The sequence below is a fragment of the Undibacterium sp. Ji22W genome (genome assembly GCF_049340305.1).
Classification (GTDB): domain Bacteria; phylum Pseudomonadota; class Gammaproteobacteria; order Burkholderiales; family Burkholderiaceae_D; genus Undibacterium.
On record NZ_JBMPOU010000003.1, the window covers coordinates 1,075,524 to 1,095,527 of the forward strand.

Sequence of the window (20,004 nt, forward strand, 5' to 3'; positions counted from 1 at the left end):
GACATCATCTGTAAGAAAATCTAACAATACAGGATGTTTCCAACATCCTTAAATTCTCTCGTTACCTTTGAAGCTGCAGCGCGCCATAAAAGTTATTCGCTGGCGGCTGCCGAACTACATATTACCCACAGTGCGATCAGCCAGCAAATGCGATTGTTGGAAGAAACGCTAGGCGTGTCCTTGTTTGAACGTAAAGGTAGGCAGATGCAGTTGACAGCCGAAGGGACACAACTCCTGAAACAAATTCAACCCGCTTTACGTCAGATTAGTCGCGCATTAGCGCAGGTCAAAACAGAAAAGCGTGCTCCCGCGATTCGCGTTGCGACTTTGCAGTCGTTCGCCACATTTTGGTTGCTGCCGCGTCTCGGAAAATTCCAGACCGAACATCCCGATTTAGCGATCCACATTCAAGCCGCGATAGGATTGGTCAATCTGGATAAAACGCAAACCGATATTGCGATTCGTTTTGGTTTGGGTAAGTGGGACGATTACGACGCAGAAAAATTACTCGACGATCAACTCTACCCAGTTTGTAGCCCGGCTTTTAATGCAGGTCGTTTTCCCAGTCATCCTAAGCAATTACGCAGCTACCGGATTTTGTCTGTGGAGAATGGGCGTGAATGGCAAAATTGGAGCCAGATCGCTGGTGTTGACATCGGCCATTTTCAACATGAAACCCATCATAGTGACAGCAACCTGATGTTGACCGCTGCCAAAGCCGGACAAGGAATCGCGGTCGCGCGCCATAGCTTGGTGGCCGGAGAAATTGAGGCCGGGAATCTGGTGCGACTATTCGACATCATCGCACCATCGGACTATAGCTACTATCTGGTGACACCGAAAGGTTTGCAGAAAAGTGAGGCTTTGCAGGCGTTTGAACAATGGCTCAGGAAAGAAGCGCAGGCCTTTGTGCAACAATAATCCCAAGCACATTGTTTTGATGCGATTGCATCGCCTTATAAAGTCTCACGTAGTGCTTGCTTGTTCTGATAGCCGCGCAATTGTTCGTTCAAGATATCGAGTGGCAGCCCTAAAGATTGTGCGTCTTTGAGTGCTTTTCCTTGCCATTGCTCGGCGGCGTTAAAATCGGCATTTTCAGCGTAGACGGCAGCGGCCGTGCGATAGTAGGTTTGTTTATCTTTATGCTCCGGGTCGATTGATTGCAAATAAGTGAGTGCCAAAGCACCGTTGCGCATGGTTTTGTCAGGGTGTGTTGCCAGTATCCACGCTAATCTCAATTTCGGCGCAATATTCCCTTTTGAGACGGACATTGCGGCTTTGTTTAACCAATACATTCCCTGGTCTTCATTTTTTTTCAAGTGGGCACCACTCAATAATTCTTGCCCCAGTAGATATTGGGCATCAACGATGTTTTGGTTGGCCGCTTTTAATAACCACGCCATACTTTTGTCAGGATCAGGTACGCACATATTCCCATTTAAAACGTTTTGGCCGAGCAAAAAACTCGATACGCCACTGCCATTGCTTGCGGCTAATTGATACCACTTATTCGCGTTTTCATCGGACTCTGCTTTAGGCTTATATTTGGTAAAAGAGGGCAGAACATCAAGATAGTAGGCATAAAAAAACTGTGCTTCTGCACTGCCGGAAAGGGCTTTTTCTTTTTGTTCCGCTAAGACCTTGGCGATTTTCTTTCCGTTAAACTCAGTGTCAGTGATGAGGAAATGAAAGCGCGTTTTGACGCCATGGATATCCGCCGCTTTTCCCGCAATCGTGAGCGGCTCATATTGCCACTGACGTACCGCATCAATCACCACATCCGTGAACGCCGCGTTGGTACTGTAGTACACCTGATGGTCGCGGGTAGTACCTTCTTTGTTCACCGTAAAAAAGATGTCAACCCAACCCACTGTGCCCGCTCTCAGCATAGATTGTGGATACTTGGGGTTCACGTTTTTGGTCATGTGCAAACGACTTGATAAGGAACTTGCACCCGCATACACAGGCACCATACTTTGCTCTATGGCGGCAGGGTTGAATTTTGTGTAGAGTTCTTGATACAGGAGATCAGCTGATTTTTTCCCTTCATCCGATAAGCCTTTATAAATTTTCAGATGCAAGTCGCGTTCTTTGTATTCAGCATCTTGCGCTGCTAAGGCGAGCCAAGCATAGGCATGAATACTGTCTTTGCTGACAAACTCTCCGCGAAAATACATGACCCCAAGATTGTATTGCGCAGCCAGATCACCAAATTTGGCGGCTTGTTGGAATTCGTAAAACGCTTTTTCAAAATTTGACTGTTCGTAATATTTCATACCCAGTTCAAAGTCGGCTCTCGCGGTGCCACTCAAGCTCATCAAGGAGAGGGCTGCAGCACAAACGCAGGCGCGGAAAAGTGTGCGTGTCATCTTCATGGGTATTCTGCCGGTATTTGTGTTTGCTGCGGTCATTGTATTTTCCTTGCTATTGATATTGCTATCGCCATTGCGGCTGCTTTGGTGTTGGTCTTGACGATAATGTTAGTGTGTATGCCGAATTTGCAGAAATTGCACTCATCTAATTCGATGGCGGATGTGCTGTACGCGGCGCGTAGTGCAGTTCTTTGATCTTGACCGGTTCTTTCTTATTGGTCACCTGAACTTCTGCAAATGACATAGCGGGTTGCACCGTGATCGTTTCCTTATTCACGGAAACTGACGTGCGTGCATCTTTGTCCCATTCTATCGAAAGAGTAACTTCATTTTCCCACGCTAAGGGCGTTCGGAAATATTTATAGTGGGACTCGGTGTCGCTGGTATAAAACTTGATAAACGCTTCTGGTCCAGTCGAACATTCGTAACCAGAAAAGCTGACGAGTATCGGTCCTTCACCTAATTTTTGCGCTGCAGTTAAGGCGATTTCGGTCGTCCCCTTGCGTGGGATTAAGAGCTTGAATTGCACTTGTCCTGGCTCGCGATTGAGAGGCATGCGCCATTCTTTGATATCACCTATGCTGGTATTGATTGGTGGGTAGCTGGCGGGCAATATACTGGTACACGCAGCGAGCAGGGAGATTGATGCGAATACGAGAATGCGCCCTAAATGGCGCGAGAAAAAACGTGAGCGATAATTCATGCGGAGGCTGTTGTAGGGTTTTGTGGGTGAAGAGAATAGCAAAAATAGTGACAAAGTATGGTGTATTTAAGTCATTATCACAAGTGCTATACATTGGCGAACTTGAAAAATATTCCTCAACCTTACTTTCCTAGAAAATCGTCTTGCGTCGGCGCGTTGTTAATGCTGCTGGCCAGCGATGCATCTGGCCATGCGAAGTCTGGATGCGAATAGGGCTGCCTAGCGCCTTCATCCATGCATATCCATCGTGTGCCTGTCGTCCGTCGATCTGTTTTCTGCTAGTCGTAGGCGTGGAGGTTTCTACTCTGGTGCGTGGCACACCGCTTCCACATTGTTCATATCAGGATCAAACACAAATGCGCCGTAGTAGTTTGCATGATAATGCGGGCGCAAGCCAGGTTTGCCATTGTCTTGACCGCCATGTGTCATCGCTGCTTGATAGAAAGCTTCAACGGCAGCGCGTGATGCCGCGACAAACGCGACATGACGTGGTGTCGCTTTCTCTTTGCTTTCAATGATCCAAAATGTCGGTTTGCCTTCTATGCCAAACGCACACATTCGTTGGGTAGGAAATTCGGCATTCCATTCCGCGACAAATTCCATTTGTACGGTGTAATGTAACGGCGCAAAAGCTGCCAAGTAAAAATCTTTGGTCGCAACATAGTCAGTCGCATAGGTACTCAGATGGTCGATCATGATGGGTTTTTTCCTTGTTTAGTCGTGCGAATGTCAACAGAAGCTAAAGCTGCTCCAAACTGAATCATGTTTGCTCTGGTAAATATAAAGGGCAATTGAGGATAAAGTATTTTGACACGGAAGTGGCGAATCGTTACCGCCTTTAAGGTTCAAGCTGCATGTTGTTTGAGAAGCGGTTGACCAAGGCATGGAATTCAGCGACATAACGTGACAGTCTGACTGCAGCGGTTTCCGAAGACAGAAAAGGCTTGCCTTTGCCCGAGGCCAACACATCTAATTTTTTATCTTTGCTCACAATGGCTGGCGTCAGTTGCCGATAAGGGTTCAACATCTCTACCATTACTGTTTCAGGAAGATGGGCTTTGAGCCATGCCAGTTGTGTGGTGGTAAACAGATTCGACGGAAATGACAGTTCAGTGAGTTGCGTCAGGCGTCCAGAGCCTGTATGCGTTGATCGAGAACCGCTTTCGCATTAAAAGCCAGCGATCGCTAGGAAATAAGATTGCCCGAGAGCTCTAGCGATGGGACGCCTCACTTACTCCAAATCGCATATCCAAAACATAATTCCTCCAAGCTTGTCGCCGAGGATAAATCATTCAGATCTTGAAGTTTCGTAAAATCGTCAAAATGCAGGCCGCGCAAAGACGGTGTGTACCGAAAATTCCAAAGCTGGCGCGCACCTTGGTTCCAATAAAAGGCAAGGTGGGTCAATTGCGGCATGTTTTCTAGCGGCGATAAATCGCTGATGCGCGGGTATTTCCGAAAGTGAATCGCCGTAAATTGCGCGCAAAATTGATTGCAGAAATATTCCAGTGTTTTTTTGATCTAGCCCGCTAATGCTTGAGGCTGTCGCCGATGGTGTTTCGGCCAGACGATCAATCTGTTCTCTGGTAAGTTTGCCACCATTTAATTCTGGCTGAATCATTCTAATATGCCATGCGGGCGATGTTTCCGATGGAAGATGTCTGCGAAGTTCGAATAATTGATAAATATGGTGATGAGGTATGTAGAGGTTGACGCATTGCTTTTTCCATTCAAATTCATAAGTGCTCTAAGCCTAAGCTAAATGTGCGTAATGCGCTATATGAACTCACAAGAATTGCGTTGGAACTTTTGGTCGTGAGCTGCTGTCTGTAAGAAAATTCATTACCGATAGAGTGCTAGTAAATGGCAATTGTCGCTGGCGACGAGCACTGTGCGATTTAGGCGATAGTTCAGCTCACTCGGGGCTTATTGAACTATACCCGGGCATCGTATTCCGCTATTGTCTTAGTATCGTTGTCATTGACTTTCTATTTGCAGAGAGTCTGGTTTGAGATCACCACAAGTCCGTCTTGAACCTCGGTGCGTATTTGCATTTCCCGCATTTTTCGCATTTTTCGCATTTTCTTTATCCCATCGAAAGGAAGCATTTCATGCAATCTCGTCGTCAATTTCTAATCAAGACACCAATCGGTTTATTGGGTGCGACAGCCAGTCTTTCTGCATCGGCGGAACAGGTCGCCCAACAATCAACGACTGCAGCGTCAACCGTGGGGACGCCGCCCACGTTTGGTACCGCACCTGCTGTTGGTCCTGAAGTTTCTCCGGCGACTTTTGCCGAGGCAGAAAAATTGATGCGAGTAAGTATGACGCCCGCAGAGCGGGAGATGGCGGCGAATAGTTGGCGCGTTACGATGGCGGGATTGACGGAGCGCAGAACAGGTCCGCGCACGATGTCTTTCGCCGAGGATCTAGCGCCCGCAAATGTGTGGAATCCGGTTCTGCCAGGAATGAAATTAAACGTCATGCAGAATCGATTTGTTCGCAGCAAAGTAAAGGCAGAAGCCTTACCTACGAATGATGCTGACATTGCATTTTCACCCGTCACACAACTCGCCCGATGGATAGAATCGAAAGCGATTTCATCTGAGCGTCTGACCCGCATTTATCTGGATAGAATAGAACGCCTCGATCCGCGTTTGCGTGCAGTCATTACGCTCACTAAAGCACAAGCCTTGCAGCAAGCACGTCAGGCCGACAAAGAAATCGCCGCTGGAAAATATCGCGGGCCATTGCATGGTATTCCGTATGGCGTGAAGGACTTACTCGATACCGCAGGCATTCCGACCACCTATGGCGCAGAACCGTTTCGTAGTCGGATTCCTGCGCAAGATTCTGCAGTGGTCGCACGTCTCAATGCGGCGGGTGCAATTCTGATTGCCAAACTAAGCCTAGGTGCGTTGGCCTTAAACGATGTTTGGTTTGGCGGACAAACTATGAATCCTTGGCTGCTAGAGGAGGGGGCTTCGGGCTCAAGCGCTGGGCCCGGTTCGGCAACGGCCGCCGCCTTAGTCGGATTTTCGATTGGCAGTGAAACAGGTGGAAGCATTGTTGGCCCCAGCATGCGTTGTGGTGTTACTGGTCTGCGTCCAACGTTTGGTCGCGTGCCACGCACTGGTGCAATGACTTTATCCTGGTCGCTCGACAAACTAGGACCGATGACACGCACGGTTGAAGATGCCATGCTGGTGTTGCAGGCAATTAGCGCCTATGACGCGCGCGACAATAGTAGCGTCCACAGCAAATTGTATTTTGATGCAAATGCCTCGGTGAAGGGTTTGAAAGTTGGCTACGTCCCGGCATGGATGCAGGAGGCAACGGACGTTGATCGTGCCGCGTTGGAGAGCCTGCGCGCACAAGGCATGATCCCGACACCAATTAGCCTACCGAACTGGCCTTACGAATCATTAAATCTAATTCTATTTGCAGAAGCTGCAGCGGCGTTTGAAGACATCGTCTTAGACGGGAAAATTAATACGCTCAAAATGCAAGTGCCGGATGCCTGGCCGAATATCTTCCGCGAAGCACGATTTTTATCGGCTGTCGATTTGATACAGGCAGAACGTCTGCGCCGCCAAGTCGCACAAGAAATGGCGCGTATTTTTAGTACGGTAGATTGCTTGTTGGTTCCGTCATTGCGCGATGAGATGCTGACGATTTCTAATCATACCGGGCACCCATCGCTGACGGTGCGGACTGGTACTGTCACGATTACGGAAGCGCGTAGTGACTGGGCACCGAATCCAAATAAACCATCACCGCAATTCTCACCTGCACGCACTGTCCCACATGGCGTAACCTTGATCGGTCGCCTATTCGATGAAGGCACGATCGCGTCGGTTGGAATGGCCTTAGAGCAAGCGGCCGGTGTCGTCAAACATCGACCGATGGGTTTAGAGTAAATTAGATTGGATGGAGTAAGAAGGGATTGTTTTTTGCCACCTCAGACGAAACTCAAATGTGAGGTAGAAGTGAGGTGGCGGCCGTCGATAACAGAGTCACAATGTTAACTCAGAATGGAACTCGATTTTTGCCAATCACTTCACTGCTTAATACTTATTGTCGATACTCTTAAACGTGCCATCCATCTTCATTTCACGTAGCTTTAAATTTAACAGTGCAATGGTTCCGACGCTCATTTTGGGATTGCATGCGACGTAATAATCAGAAGTTTGATAATTGAAGAGCCAAACGACTTTGTCTTCAAGGTGATTTTCCATAATGATTTTCTTGCCATGGATATCGCCCGCTGTTGCATAGTCGATCCGGCCCAATGCAGCATTCTTGAACGTCGTTGCCGATTCGATCGACGTTACCATATGAAATCCTTTTTCCGATAGATAGGAAACAGACACATTACCTACCTCGGTTCCAATGCTCGATTGTTTGATATCGTCTAGCTTGGTAATCTTCCCCAACTTATCAGGGCTTCCAAAAACCGCCCAGTTACCAGTCGCGATTGGCCCTATCCAATGAAAAGATGTCTCGCGCTCTTTTGTCCTGACCGTCGAAAACACGCTGGTGTCGCTATTGTGGCGAGCCAATTCATGCACATTCTCGGCAGGCTGACCATAAATGACATCAGCTTCTTTTTTAGAGAGGTCCAAAAGGTGGAGATATTCTGTAGTGATCGTGCGCTTAATTTAAATGCATATGTGAACGCCAATTGGATCCCTAAATAGAGAGCCAATTGGCGTGCTGGTTGGAGAACTATTTGATGCTGATCTTTATCGTATCTGTATCACTGGTGCGTGCAAGTACCGTAATCGTGATGCCATCTACTGTAATGGTATCGCCAGTTTTCAGACTGGCATCTTCAAATAAACGGTCAGTCGAGCCAATACGTCGCTGGGTTTGGTAGCCGCCTTTCAGATGCCCTAATTTCATGTCTACTGTATAAACCAAAACGCCTTCTTTGCTGGCTTCGATGTGATCGAAGCCTTCATTTTTACGCGATTCCATGACTAAAATTTTAGAATCGCTGAGTGGTACCATGGCCACTTTGATTTCTGAATTTTGACGGACTAAGGGATTGAGCTTAACGGTTGTGCCGGAAGCGCTTAACTGATTTCTCGGTATGCAAGAAGTTTGCATCTCCGTTAGCCAACCTTGCAGATACCTATCCCAAGCATTGTGTTCGATGACATTATTGGTCCAACTATCCGCCATTACGCCCCAACTGCCCAAGCTCGCTGACGCGTGATCGAGATCTTCGTCGTATAAGCCAAACGCGTGTCCTGTTTCATGTACCATCCACTTCCAGTCTGCGCCTGTGCCATTTTGCGGTAAGTACATATCCGCACCACCAGTTGCTCCATTAGTAAAATAGCCAGTGCGAGTCCAAGAGGGATGCGTAATGGCGGGCCCCCATCCCATTTTTTCAAATGGCATCTGCTTAGGTACCAAGAAATACACCGCGTCATACTGTCCTAAATCGATTAAGGGATCGGCCAGTTTGACTATGGCTTTTAAATAGCTCCCCGGATCGCCAGAACCGACGGTTGAACCATAGCCAAAATCACTGACTGAAAACGGTACCCGCACCCAGTTGGGAAGTATTTCAAAATCAAAAGTGAGGCGACCATAAGATTGGTTGAAGTAAAAATCGCGTACGTTGTTGGCGATCGGTGTGAAAAATGCGGGGGCATTGTCGACACCGTTAACGTCCGGAAAGTCGACGGGTACAATCAAAGCGCGAATCTTTCCATACGAAGCTAAGCGCCAATTCACTTTAGGGAAACCTGCTGATAGGCCGACACCGTTGATGGTGCGTATCGGTGTTACCTGATCTTTTAATTGGCAGGCAGAGCTAGGTACGAAGTTTAGTGCCGATTGATTTGCCATCGCAATCAAATCATCGCGACGTTTCTGTGCAGGAGCTGCCACCACAGAGATCAGATCAACCGTCACGGCGGCAACGCCGTTGCTATTGGATGGCGCCCATTTCACGACCGCATTACCCGGCTGATCAAGTAAATCAAGCGTGACTGCCAATATGCCTTGGGCATTTGGCGCGATGCCATTTATGGAGGCCACGCCAGAGTCGGAAATAGTAAAGGTATAACGACGGCGTAGAAATACATTAGGATCAGTTTCGGCCACATCCATCGTATAGTTTCCAGCGGGCAGCTTCACATTGATACTTCCATCGCTTGCACCGATGGTCTGCGTCCAGGAACCACCCGCATCTGAAACAGTAAAAATCGAGGTTTTGATCGCTAGCTTAGGATTACGTGGGTCATACACCCACAGTTTGAGTGTGGTTCCGGCAGGTGCTGCACTTAGATTATTCGGCACGACAGGTAATTCAGCGCTTGGCGTCGTTTTCACGCCAGAAGAGGGGACAACAGCGTGGTAACGTGCTCTCGTAAATAAGCTGCTGGTGCCATTTGGTTCGAGCACATCAAAATCATATTCGCCAACGCCTAGATGTAAACTGAGTGTGCCATCCGCTGATGCTGGATAAAAATTAAAGTTACCGCCGACTTTGCTTAGGAAAATACCGTCTGAGGGCAATTTGACTGAAGGGGTACGCGGGTCATAAATCCAAATTTTGAAATTGCGGTCGGCTGCAGCGGCCGCCAAATTGAGCGGTGCTACTATATTGACACCGGGTAGGCTAGGAGGCAGGATCAGAGCATCCGGTAGTACGGCGACTGCTTGTTTAGTCACCGAGTTCATCCCTGGAATGCTTGATCGTAGATTAAACTGTCTGTCGTTAAACCCCAGTACCATCAGCGCCCCTTCGGTGTCAGTCGGCGTTATGGCGCCAGCGATTGCCATACCTTTGGAGATCGATTCTTCCGCTGAGTTATAGTTCAAGCCTTGGTCAATCGAGAAAAAGCGACCGACGCTGACTTTATTGTCGAGTAAATCGGCTACCCAACCGTAAGTCGCATCACCTTTAAAACCATGTGCAGCGTTCACGATGGTATTAATCAAGCTGCCGCGGGTTTCGCTGCCCGAGGCTAAAGCACCGCTCCAATAAGTCATACCGCCTGTATCGACATCACTGCGCCCTAAGACGTTTTTGTATATCGTGGTGATGAATTCCGCATTGGTCATTTGAGCTGAGTAGCCAGTGATCGCCGAATACTGTAAGGCAGCGCTGTAAAAACTATTGGCAAGTTGCAGTGTGGTGGTGCCGGCTTTGATTTGATCGATCCAATAGCTCATGCCATCGGCATCAGGGACGCGATTGAAAAAGGCAATATATAACTCTATGAGAGAATTTAACGAGGCTTCCGGAATGGTTTTGAATTTGTCGCCTAGCAATAAATTCACATGCATGTCGGAAAATTGAATGGTCGTGGCACTCCCTACTGACGTAGTGGAACCTGCACCAGTACCGGTACTCAGTTCATTCTTTAGTAGAAGACCATTAGGCGTTTTGATAAGGCTGTAATTCCTGCGCAGGTCGGGAACAGTCAAAACACTGCCATTTTGTACTGGTGCGGCAGTGTAAGTTGGGGCAGCACCATAGGACGATTGTTCCGTTGATTTTTGTCCGCCACAGGCGCTGAGTTGCGCAACAAGTAGCGTTAGTACGACGCTGAAAACTCGATTTGGACGCAGCGGCGAAGTGCGCTGTACAGACTGTAATGCGTTTATTTTTTTCATGGTATGGCCTGAAATTTGTTCAAAATTTAGTAACTGTCAGCAGGTGAAAACCATACCTGAAAGTGCGTATGGCGAGTTTCAGTAGACTAGTGCAAGTACGTCTCTGCATACCTTCTGATAATCTTCCGGTGGCATAAAACACTTCACTTCTCCTCTTGAACAGCATAAAATCCCAGATCAAATTGCTTCTGGAATCATAAAAACAACACATGGAAGCGCACCTATTTCAGTTCGGGGTCTGGCAGGTCAATCCTCTCGATAACAGCATTACCCATGGTTTAGAAAAGCGTCAGATGGAACCGCGTGCGATGGATGTATTAGTCGTGCTGTGTAAAGCATCTGGCACAATATTGAGCGCCGAACAATTGTTGGAGCAATGTTGGGGCAGTACGCTTTATGGTGATAACCCCGTCCATAAAACGATTGCGCAATTACGCAAACTACTGGGCGATCAAAGTAAAGCCCCGGTGTATATTGAAACCATACGCAAGCGTGGCTACCGCACAATCGCTGTAGTGGAATATCCAACCGCGCTTTTGCAGCCAGTAAATAGTTGGCTTAAAGAATCCCCGTTTCGTGGTTTGCAATCTTTTGATGAACAACACGCACCGGTATTTTTTGGCCGCAGTGATCCGGTCTTTCGTCTGACTCAACAAATTACCCAGCAATGTCAAACTAGTCAGCACTCAAATTCAGTGGCGTTGTTCTTGATCTTGGGTGCCAGCGGCTCAGGTAAGTCCTCTTTGGTGCGTGCTGGATTGATCCCTCATTTGCGGCAAGTAGGGGCTGAGCTACAGCTGGTATCGTGGGTCAGTTTTGATATGGCAGAAAAAGGGGCTCACTCGTGCATGACCAGTTTGGCGGCAATGCTCCTGGATTTAGAAGTGGCAGACCAGCGCGTCTTTGATGGCCAAAGTGTATTGTCTTTGAGGGCAATGTTGTCGAATGATATGGCACAAGTCAGTACGATACTGCGCGCTAGCATGGCGCATTTGCCGGCGAGTGTTATCTATCGTCATGCATTGTTTCTGGACCGATTTGAGGCGGTATTTGATGATAATACTGTCAGCGAGAGTGAACGCGCGCAGTTTTTACAGGTGTTAGATACGCTGGCGCGCAGCAATGTGTTGATTATTCTGTTGGCTTGTCGCAATGATTTTTACCCACGGATAGTCGCGCAACCGGTACTGATGGAAGCAAAATCTCGCGGTTGCCATTTCGATGTATTACCGCCGACGCCAGCAGAAATCGCCCAGATTATCCGGCTGCCGGCCTTGGCAGCAAACCTAACGTTTGGGGTGGACGAACAGTCGCAGGTCGGCTTAGACGACATATTATGTCAATGCACTATCGGCAATCCTGATGCGCTTCCGCTACTTCAATATACTTTGCAAGAGCTATACACTCTGCGTAGTCCAGACCAACAATTAACTTTCGCTGCCTTTCATCAATTAGGCGGTATCGATGGGGCAATTGGACATCGAGCCGAACAAATCACACTATCCCTGAGCGATGCGCAACGCGCATGTCTGCCACAGATTTTTTCACTGGTAACGACTATTTCAACGCATGACAGCATCGTCACAGGTCGGCGCGCTGGGTGGGGCGAGTTAGTCAGTGACGATGAGCGCGAGGTAGTAACTGCTTTAGTTGAGTCGCGCTTACTTGTCAGCGAAATGGGGACAGAAATAGCCGGTTTTGCTGTCGCCCATGAAGCATTGTTGCGGCGCTGGCCACGGATGGTAGACTGGATTGAGAATCATCGACATGCGTTGCAAATTCGTGGTCGTGTAAGCGAACTAGCCACTCGTTGGAGTAATGATGCGAATAATCCTGATTTGTTACTTGCACAAGGAAAACCGCTCGATGAAGCAAGTAGTTTGCTCAGTATTGCCGGACTTTCTTTGTCCGGGCAAGATAGGGCCTTGATCACCGCATCACAAAACAAGGCGGCGTTGCGCCAACGCATACGCCGGATCGTGATCTGGAGCACTTCACTGCTAGGCGTGCTGGTGGTATGGCTGGCTTTTTCTGCTTTTAGTGCCAGACGTCAGGCAACTGAACGACCTATCGCCGTCGAACGTTTGATGAGCGTGATGCTATCGGATGCGCATGATAAAACCGATACATTAGGGCAGCTGGAGTTTACCGATAGCGCCCGAGTGGAGGCTTTGAATTTTTTCGTCAAGTCGGATGAATACAATTTGAGTGCCGCCGAGATCGCGCAACGTCCCAAGACTTTGATTGCATTGGCTGAAGTAAGCAGCAAGCGTAATGACATAAAATCTGCCCAAGCAGCATGGCAAGCCGCTTCCCTTATTCTCAATAAAGAGTTGACACTCCAGTCGCAGGGTTCGCCTAGCAGAGATTTGTTGAAGATGTCTGCGGAGGTCGCATTTAACCAAGCAAAAATAGCACTTAAAGAAAATGCTTTTCTAGATGCTAACCGCTTCCTGCAACAAGCCCGTAAGTATGCGACGCAATTGGAAGCAAAAGATCCTGGTAATGTCGCAGTACTTATCCTGCTTGCCGAGATTCATCGTCAATTAGGCAATCTGGAAGTTCAGTTTGGAAAGCTAGGACTTGCGGAAATTGATTATCTACAAGTGGTCGCATTGACAAATCGCGTGCTGACCGCGAAAGCAGACGATGTGACGGTCAATGAAGGCTTAGCGGATGCATGGTTTCGTCTTGGTACAGTCAAGAAAGCACAAGGTGCTTTTGTTGCTGCGATGGATTTACATCAACAGGAGGCGGATTTAGAGCAGCGTTTACTGGCACGGCATCCTCAAAATGATAATCTGGCCTATCGTTTGGCAAGAGCTATACACGAACAAGCAGAGTTAAGTTTGGCCTTAGGGCGAGATCAAGCTGCCTTGCGTTTGCTCGGCCAAGCAGAGCAATTATATGTGCGTATTTTACGATACGATCCGAGTGATCATCATTGGCTTAGCGCCATTATTAATACCCGCATCTTGCGACAGGATATACTCGCTCGCGCTGCAGCCTTGCATCAAAGTAAGCCAATGCAACAATTGTCTGCACTGCGTGAGATCGAAGCTGCGATACGAGAACAGTCGCAAATTAAATCCAAAGGTCTCATAACCGAAAAGCGTATTTGGACGCGACTTGAGGCACAACTGTCTACCAGTATTGTGCGCGCGACCTTGGCGCTTTCGGCGGAGAAAAAAAATTCCGCGGTAATCAAACCCATGCTCGCACTGGCGAACCAAAAATTAGTTGAAACCGAATTAGCCTTGGCACCGCTCTTACAAGTTAGTCCGATAGATATGGGAGATATGATTGTTTTAGTGGATGCAATTTTAACCCAAGCAGATTTTGAGTCGTCGCAAAAAGCACATATAGCAGCGAAAAAAACTTGTCAACGTGGCGCGGATTTGCTCACCAATAAAATCGTTGGTAGCGCAGATTATGTGTTGTTAGTGCCGTGGTTGCGATTGCAAATTTGCCTTGGAAATGCGCAGGAGGTTGATCGTACACGATTGCTTCTGGAAAAAATCGACTATCACGACAGAGAATATCTTCGAATTATCTCAAACCTGTAATGCAGTGATGGCAAGTCCACGAGTGGTTGCGCCTAACATCGTCTCGTTGATTTATGTGAAATTGTGATCGACCTAAAGAGCGCCAGGACTCATGGCTTAATACTTATTGTCGATACTCTTAAACGTGCCATCTATCTTCATTTCACGTAGCTTTAAATTTAACAGTGCTATGGTTCCAGTGCTCATTTTGGGATTGCATGCGAGGTAATAATCAGAAGTTTGATAATTGAAGAGCCAAACGACTTTGTCTTCAAGGTGATTTTCCATAATGATTTTCTTGCCATGGATATCGCCCGCTGTTGCATAGTCGATCCGGCCCAACGCAGCATTCTTGAACGTCGTTGCCGATTCGATCGACGTTACCATATGAAATCCTTTTTCCGATAGATAGGAAACAGACACATTACCAACCTCGGTTCCAATGCTCGATTGTTTGATATCGTCTAGCTTGGTAATCTTCCCCAACTTATCAGGGCTTCCAAAAACTGCCCAGTTACCAGTCGCGATTGGTCCGATCCAATGAAAAGATGTCTCGCGCTCTTTTGTCCTGACCGTCGAAAATACGCAGGTGTCGCTATTGTGGCGAGCCAATTCAAATGCCCTGTTCCAGCTCATCATTTTCATGTGATAGGGGAGATGGCTTCTCTTGAGCAATTCATGCACTTTATCGGCAGATTGACCGTAAATTGCTTCACCTTCTTTTTCAGAGATATTGAGGGGGTGCAGATATTCTGTTGTGATCGTGATCGTAGGCTGCTTAGACTGAGCATGGCATAAACCAAAAAAACTCAGCGAAGAGACAAAGCAAATACAGATAGTGTTGATGTTGAAATGCTTTGTTCGTCTCATGTTAACAGCGTCAAAGTCAGGTTTGATTGTGCGAGTGAAGGTAGGGTGAATCAAGGGTTAGGCTGAATCCCTAACTATCTAAGTCCTCAGAATAATTCAAGCGTCAACGTAGGTCAAATATTGTTCCGTTCATACCGGGACAATATCAATTGAAGAAATGAAAGCATCGCTATTTGCAAGGATGAACATTGAGAAAATTGGAAGCTTAAACGGCAACGCAACGCAATTCCATTAAAGTCTAATAAGCTCTTAAAAATAAGCATTATTCGCAAGCTTTTATTCGACTCTCAACCAGCCTTTTTCAGTAGCGATTTCAATCTGTTCGAGCGCATACGACCACAATTTCGGCGCGGAGGTTTCCAGATATCGGTTGCGATTGATTACCTGTTCCTTCAGTACCCTGTTTTTTGCCCAGCTACCGCCTTCGTTTTGCATATTCTGGATAAGCGGTAGTATCCGATCAATTGCTTTGGCGAATTGCGCATCTGGCGTTTCTGCTTGTTCAAACTCATGCCAAAGCAGACTGAATTTTTTACCCTGAGGTTCCGGTAACAGTCCAAAGATACGATTGGCTGCGGCGCGCTCCTTGTCAGCCTGTTGGTCTAAAATGGCGTGGTGCTCAAAAGCGAACGTATCGCCCGCGTCAATCTCGACAATGTCGTGAATCAACAACATAAAGGTGACGCGAGAAATATCGACCGCGGCATCTACATACGGCGCTAACACATGCGCGGTGAGCGAGATATGCCAGCTATGCTCAGCACTGTTTTCAAACCGATTGTTATCATTTTTGATCATCGCCTTGCGATACACGGCTTTGAGTTTATCGAGTTCGAGGATGAAATCGATTTGTTGGGAAAGGTTTTGCATGAATGTCTTTGAAAAATGTTTTGGGTAGCCAGACACGACTCTGTCTAGGCGTTCAAGGGATTATGTTTATTCTTAGCGCTTAATTGTGATGATCAATCTTAATGATCCATAGATTTATATGAATCTAGACGCTTACAAGCCTAATTCAAGATCGGTTGCACTGTACTCATATTTGTTTTTCGGTGGCCAGGGACGCGTGCGCCAATCGGGTTCGAAAACGAAGGAAGATCTAGCGCGTCCCGGAAGTAATGCGCCATTCCCAGCACCTTTAGCGTAGTCGTAGTAGAGCTTGACGATTTCTTCTTTGGACGTCTGCTGTGCGGCAGGGTGCGCGAGACAAGCATCGCGCCATAGACGCACTCGCGCAAAACTTTGCGCATCTGGGAGTTCAAAGTCTTCGTAATATTCTAAGAACCAGAAACGCATAAAGAAGGGCGTGAACACCGTTTCCGCCCAGCCAAACTCTTCAAAGAGAAAAGTGCCGTTTAGTGAATGTTCCAACAGAAAATCATTGAGCTTGGCATACTGCTTCAACATATTGTCGTTGAGTGTCTGGCGTCGCGCTGGATCTTGGTTCATCACATACACATAACCCTGTGTACAAAAATCACCCTCCAGTTTCGACAACATATTTTCGATCGCACGGCGATAGGGATCACCCTGCGCGATAGCAGGCACAGCAAACAAATCTTCGAGATACTGCATGATCACCATGCTCTCTTTAATGATCTTACCATCCGCAGTCTCCAACACAGGCAGCGCGGTAGTGCCACGCGTTTTCTGTAATAAACTTGGATCACGTGGTTTGGTTATATCGACGACGACAAATTCCACTTCATGCCGACGTCCTTTGAGTTCCAGTAAAATTTCTAAACGCTGACAGAAAGGGCAAACGGGGATGTGATACACGGTGATCTTGGATGGCGTGGTCATAGCGGGTGATTATCCGTTTAGTGTCTTGTGAATTGAGTGGATATTGCTGTGCAATGAGGTTCAATCAAGAGCGATCTTAACTTGACTGCAATGGCTTGGCAATTTTTGCCCATATTGCGGCATTCGGTTCAAAAACCAAGGCATTTTGTCTGAAGGACGATAGCCAATGATTACGAACTGGTGAGGCGACGAGTATGGGTACAATCAATCTCATCGTTGATTGAGATCCTCATCATTAGATGAGTACCATACGCTCGGCGTTTGCCTTCGACCAATGAAGTATTTCATAGCTCTGGCGCAAACCTGCAATGAAGAAAGGATCAGTTTTAATCAAAGTGTCGATCTGATCCTTTGAGTCAGCATTGACGATCCACAATCCCCCTTTAGGCGTTTCACCGAGTTCTTGTCGTAGCGAGCCACCAACGGGAATGAATTTTTTATTCTTCTCAAGCCAATCAATATGCGCTTGAAGTTTGGAGGCACGGATTTCTCCGCAGTCAGGCTTGTCCGAAAATAACACGATAAAGAGCATATAAAAAAAGAAGGAGGGTAGGTCGGTGAAGTCAAAAATGATATGGGTCATGTGAAGACACGACCCATTTTTCATTCATTTCGTATGATGTAAAACGAAAGAAAAAATATCGGCCATTTTTTCCAAACCATTTTTGCGTGACGTCGCGAAGTGTCCTGTTTCATAATTCACGCGCAACAAAGCGCCGGGTAAATTTGTCGATGCTGCTTGCATACGTGCTGCAAATTTCCCGACCTGCCATGGTTCTACCCGCAAATCATTCGCGCCTGTGATGAGCAAGCAGGCTGGATAGTGCACCCCATTTTTGACGGCATGATAGGCATCCATTTTGAGTAAGGAATGAAATTCGTCTTCCTTTTTGACTGTGCCAAATTCGGCGTCGTTACCGGGACCGTTGGCCGTGAGTTCAAAGCGCAAAATATTGAATGCCCCAACTTCGCCAATCGCGGCGGAAAACAGATCAGGACGCTCGGTAATGGCGCGGCCGACCATGATGCCGCCCGCCGAAGTACCCCATAGTGCCAAATGTTTTTTATCGGTCCATCCCAGTTTAATCAGGTGTTCGGCAGAGTCGATGGCATCGCGCCAGGTATTTGGCTTGGTGGCTTTTTTACCCGCCAGATGCCAAGCTTCGCCTAACTCGCCACCGCCGCGCACATGGGCAAATACAATCACACCACCGGCATCAAGGAAAGCCATATTCGATGAACTAAAGCCTTGGTCAAGGATAGTGCCGTAAGCGCCATAAGCAATCATTAATAAAGGATTGCCGCGCTTGAGAGCGATGTCTTTTCGATGCAAAATTTCCAGCGGCACTTTGACGCCGTCACGTGTTGGCGCGTCGATGCGTGTCGTCTTGAAACACGAAACATCGAATCCTAGCGGACGTTCAAAATGATGTTTCTGGCTATGAAGATTTTGTGCGTTGACTTTATAGGTCGTACCCGGAATTGTGAGGTCGTCCATGTTGTACCATGGGCCATCCTCATCGAGTGCCCCGAACATACCCCATACCGAACCAGCCTGCGGTAGATGTAAGCGCGCGACCTTGTCCGTTAGTGAAATTCGCTGTAAGCCATACAAACCGCGAGCGAGGTCTGCGACATAGATCCCATCACGGGCAGCGACTAGTGCATTGAGTACGCCTTGCTTAGCTGGTAAGACGATTTTCCCACTGGCGAAGTCTTCCTTGCCCGCATGGATTTTAACAATTTCGCCATGACTTTCTCTACCTTTGGCTAAGGCATAAACCATGTCGCCAATGAGTTCTATGGCTTTGACGCCAGCAGATCTGCCGGCAATTTTTCGCCACTGTGGTTTGCCAGCGAACAGGTCTTGTGCTTTGGTGACATAGACTTGGTTGATATCATTCCCATTCAACAAATGCATCCCCAGCACCCACTCGCTTCCCAAGGCACCACGAACCACAGGCATATCGTCTTCCATGCCATCGAAATCAGGTCCCTCGCTAGTGCGAAAAACCTCGATGTCAGCACTGGGCGCGGTTCCTAAACGGTGCATCCAACAGCTACCACCGCGCCCAAAATCAGGCGAGCCAGGTACCGCATCTGCTCGTACGCGGTAGTAGAATAAAACTGTTCCATCGCTATTCCAACCTGAACCACGCGACAAAATTTTAGTGATCTCGACGGTGTCGCCGGTGCTCAGCTCTTTGATGTAAGTGGTGGTGATTTCGGAGCCGCCGATTGAAATGCCATAGGCGATATGTTTTCCCGTGGGTGAGGGCATGAGATAGTCCAAAGTCGCTGGTGCATCTTCAGCTCGACGATGGCTATTGGGATCAATTAAAACGCGTTCCTTGGCTTGGAGCGAATCGCGCACAAACAATTTGAAGGATTGTTCGCCCTTCAAACGTTTTTCGATGAAAAGGCGTCCGCCAGCGGGAATGACATTGCGTAAGGTGTCGGCATCTGAGGAGAATAGTTCTAAAAGTTTGAACATCGTGGCGCGCTCGGGCAAAGCATCCAAGCTAGTGCGCGCGTAGTCGCCTTGCGCACGCAGCCAGCTGTCCCATTCGGCGGTTTTTGGCTGTGTCTCCATCCAGCGGTAATCATCGCTGACTTCCACGCCCCAATATTTATCCACCACGGGCTCGATCCTAGTTTTGGGCGGCAATGCTCTGTTCACTGGTGCTAATTTTTCGGTTTGATTGGCAGTTGCAATGGCAGGGATTAAACTGCTGGCCGCAGCCCATTGAACAAAGTCGCGACGTGAGATGGCGTGGGACATGAGAGGGTAATCCTATTAAAAAAATGGAATTACATTGATCTTATTTGAATCTATTTACCTTGGTCAAATCATTTTCTGCTAGCTTTATTAGCTTTGACCACCTGTGCTTCGAAAAGCTGAAAAATATAAGTGCATCAAAGCATCAATTTTTTAATCCGGTTTGAGGGGGCAAGAAAAGTTTTAATCGCTCAAGTTCACTAGGCTTGCGGCTAATAGTGAGTTATGAAATTGTTGATCCTAGAGGTGAGAACGGTTTCTAAAGTGTTTCATGTCAAGACGCGACCCAAATTT

At 47.6% G+C, this 20,004-nt stretch carries 15 protein-coding genes; 3 read left to right on the forward strand and 12 right to left on the reverse strand.

Annotation, left to right across the window (positions count from 1 at the left end; all coding sequences use genetic code 11):
- The first annotated feature begins 33 nt into the window (after positions 1 to 33).
- Complete coding sequence (gene gcvA, locus ACO0KW_RS17210) at positions 34 to 921, forward strand: transcriptional regulator GcvA (protein WP_423054585.1); 888 nt, start codon at positions 34 to 36, stop codon at positions 919 to 921.
- Positions 922 to 956: 35 nt separating this feature from the next.
- On the opposite strand, the gene ACO0KW_RS17215 is transcribed toward gcvA, so the two are convergent.
- The 5 genes from ACO0KW_RS17215 to ACO0KW_RS17235 form a co-directional block, all read right to left on the reverse strand.
- Positions 957 to 2,411, reverse strand: a complete 1,455-nt coding sequence (locus ACO0KW_RS17215) for a TonB family protein (RefSeq protein WP_423054586.1) — start codon at positions 2,409 to 2,411, stop codon at positions 957 to 959.
- Positions 2,412 to 2,517: 106 nt separating this feature from the next.
- Positions 2,518 to 3,075 (reverse strand): hypothetical protein, encoded by a 558-nt coding sequence (locus ACO0KW_RS17220; RefSeq protein ID WP_423054587.1) that lies wholly within the window; start codon positions 3,073 to 3,075, stop codon positions 2,518 to 2,520.
- A gap of 130 nt (positions 3,076 to 3,205) precedes the next feature.
- Positions 3,206 to 3,394, reverse strand: coding sequence for a hypothetical protein (locus ACO0KW_RS17225; RefSeq protein WP_423054588.1), 189 nt, complete (start codon positions 3,392 to 3,394; stop codon positions 3,206 to 3,208).
- Complete coding sequence (locus tag ACO0KW_RS17230) at positions 3,376 to 3,771, reverse strand: VOC family protein (RefSeq protein WP_423054589.1); 396 nt, start codon at positions 3,769 to 3,771, stop codon at positions 3,376 to 3,378. Before ACO0KW_RS17230 ends, ACO0KW_RS17225 begins: the two co-directional genes overlap by 19 nt.
- Positions 3,772 to 3,913: 142 nt before the next feature.
- The gene (locus ACO0KW_RS17235; RefSeq protein WP_423054590.1) at positions 3,914 to 4,111 is read right to left on the reverse strand and encodes a hypothetical protein; all 198 of its coding nucleotides are present in this window, start codon (positions 4,109 to 4,111) and stop codon (positions 3,914 to 3,916) included.
- A gap of 1,075 nt (positions 4,112 to 5,186) precedes the next feature.
- On the opposite strand from ACO0KW_RS17235, the gene ACO0KW_RS17240 reads away from it, so the two are divergent.
- Positions 5,187 to 6,995, forward strand: a complete 1,809-nt coding sequence (locus ACO0KW_RS17240) for an amidase (RefSeq protein ID WP_423054591.1) — start codon at positions 5,187 to 5,189, stop codon at positions 6,993 to 6,995.
- A 147-nt stretch (positions 6,996 to 7,142) separates the two neighbouring features.
- Here the strand turns inward: ACO0KW_RS17240 and ACO0KW_RS17245 are convergent, their stop codons facing one another.
- Both ACO0KW_RS17245 and ACO0KW_RS17250 read right to left on the reverse strand, forming a co-directional pair.
- On the reverse strand, positions 7,143 to 7,700 hold the full coding sequence (locus ACO0KW_RS17245; RefSeq protein ID WP_423054592.1) for a substrate-binding periplasmic protein: 558 nt from the start codon (positions 7,698 to 7,700) through the stop codon (positions 7,143 to 7,145).
- A 103-nt stretch (positions 7,701 to 7,803) separates the two neighbouring features.
- The gene (locus ACO0KW_RS17250) at positions 7,804 to 10,713 is read right to left on the reverse strand and encodes a DUF4214 domain-containing protein (protein WP_423054593.1); all 2,910 of its coding nucleotides are present in this window, start codon (positions 10,711 to 10,713) and stop codon (positions 7,804 to 7,806) included.
- Positions 10,714 to 10,922: 209 nt separating this feature from the next.
- On the opposite strand from ACO0KW_RS17250, the gene ACO0KW_RS17255 reads away from it, so the two are divergent.
- Positions 10,923 to 14,279 (forward strand): winged helix-turn-helix domain-containing protein, encoded by a 3,357-nt coding sequence (locus ACO0KW_RS17255; RefSeq protein WP_423054594.1) that lies wholly within the window; start codon positions 10,923 to 10,925, stop codon positions 14,277 to 14,279.
- Between the two features lie 96 nt (positions 14,280 to 14,375).
- On the opposite strand, the gene ACO0KW_RS17260 is transcribed toward ACO0KW_RS17255, so the two are convergent.
- The 5 genes from ACO0KW_RS17260 to ACO0KW_RS17280 all read right to left on the reverse strand — a co-directional run bounded on the left by ACO0KW_RS17260 (position 14,376) and on the right by ACO0KW_RS17280 (position 19,713).
- Entirely contained in the window at positions 14,376 to 15,182 is an 807-nt protein-coding gene (locus ACO0KW_RS17260) for a substrate-binding periplasmic protein (protein ID WP_423054595.1), read from the reverse strand.
- 222 nt (positions 15,183 to 15,404) lie between these two features.
- A complete protein-coding gene (locus ACO0KW_RS17265) occupies positions 15,405 to 15,998 on the reverse strand; it encodes an HD domain-containing protein (protein ID WP_423054596.1) in 594 nt (197 codons plus the stop codon).
- 132 nt (positions 15,999 to 16,130) lie between these two features.
- Positions 16,131 to 16,931: a glutathione S-transferase family protein gene (locus ACO0KW_RS17270; RefSeq protein WP_423054597.1), complete on the reverse strand. Its 801-nt coding sequence runs from the start codon at positions 16,929 to 16,931 to the stop codon at positions 16,131 to 16,133.
- 235 nt (positions 16,932 to 17,166) lie between these two features.
- Positions 17,167 to 17,514, reverse strand: coding sequence for a YciI family protein (locus tag ACO0KW_RS17275; protein ID WP_423054598.1), 348 nt, complete (start codon positions 17,512 to 17,514; stop codon positions 17,167 to 17,169).
- A gap of 24 nt (positions 17,515 to 17,538) precedes the next feature.
- Positions 17,539 to 19,713, reverse strand: a complete 2,175-nt coding sequence (locus tag ACO0KW_RS17280; protein ID WP_423054599.1) for a prolyl oligopeptidase family serine peptidase — start codon at positions 19,711 to 19,713, stop codon at positions 17,539 to 17,541.
- Positions 19,714 to 20,004 lie beyond the last annotated feature (291 nt).

Excerpts from the sequence above, each read along its gene's own strand:
- gcvA (WP_423054585.1), top strand. The coding sequence starts at position 34 with ATGTTTCCAACATCCTTAAATTCTCTCGTTACCTTTGAAGCTGCAGCG.
- ACO0KW_RS17215 (WP_423054586.1), bottom strand. The coding sequence starts at position 2,411 with ATGACCGCAGCAAACACAAATACCGGCAGAATACCCATGAAGATGACA.
- ACO0KW_RS17230 (WP_423054589.1), bottom strand. The coding sequence starts at position 3,771 with ATGATCGACCATCTGAGTACCTATGCGACTGACTATGTTGCGACCAAA.
- ACO0KW_RS17240 (WP_423054591.1), top strand. The coding sequence starts at position 5,187 with ATGCAATCTCGTCGTCAATTTCTAATCAAGACACCAATCGGTTTATTG.
- ACO0KW_RS17280 (WP_423054599.1), bottom strand. The coding sequence starts at position 19,713 with ATGTCCCACGCCATCTCACGTCGCGACTTTGTTCAATGGGCTGCGGCC.
- ACO0KW_RS17275 (WP_423054598.1), bottom strand. The coding sequence starts at position 17,514 with ATGACCCATATCATTTTTGACTTCACCGACCTACCCTCCTTCTTTTTT.
- ACO0KW_RS17235 (WP_423054590.1), bottom strand. The coding sequence starts at position 4,111 with ATGGTAGAGATGTTGAACCCTTATCGGCAACTGACGCCAGCCATTGTG.
- ACO0KW_RS17265 (WP_423054596.1), bottom strand. The coding sequence starts at position 15,998 with ATGCAAAACCTTTCCCAACAAATCGATTTCATCCTCGAACTCGATAAA.
- ACO0KW_RS17220 (WP_423054587.1), bottom strand. The coding sequence starts at position 3,075 with ATGAATTATCGCTCACGTTTTTTCTCGCGCCATTTAGGGCGCATTCTC.
- ACO0KW_RS17250 (WP_423054593.1), bottom strand. The coding sequence starts at position 10,713 with ATGAAAAAAATAAACGCATTACAGTCTGTACAGCGCACTTCGCCGCTG.
- ACO0KW_RS17255 (WP_423054594.1), top strand. The coding sequence starts at position 10,923 with ATGGAAGCGCACCTATTTCAGTTCGGGGTCTGGCAGGTCAATCCTCTC.
- ACO0KW_RS17270 (WP_423054597.1), bottom strand. The coding sequence starts at position 16,931 with ATGACCACGCCATCCAAGATCACCGTGTATCACATCCCCGTTTGCCCT.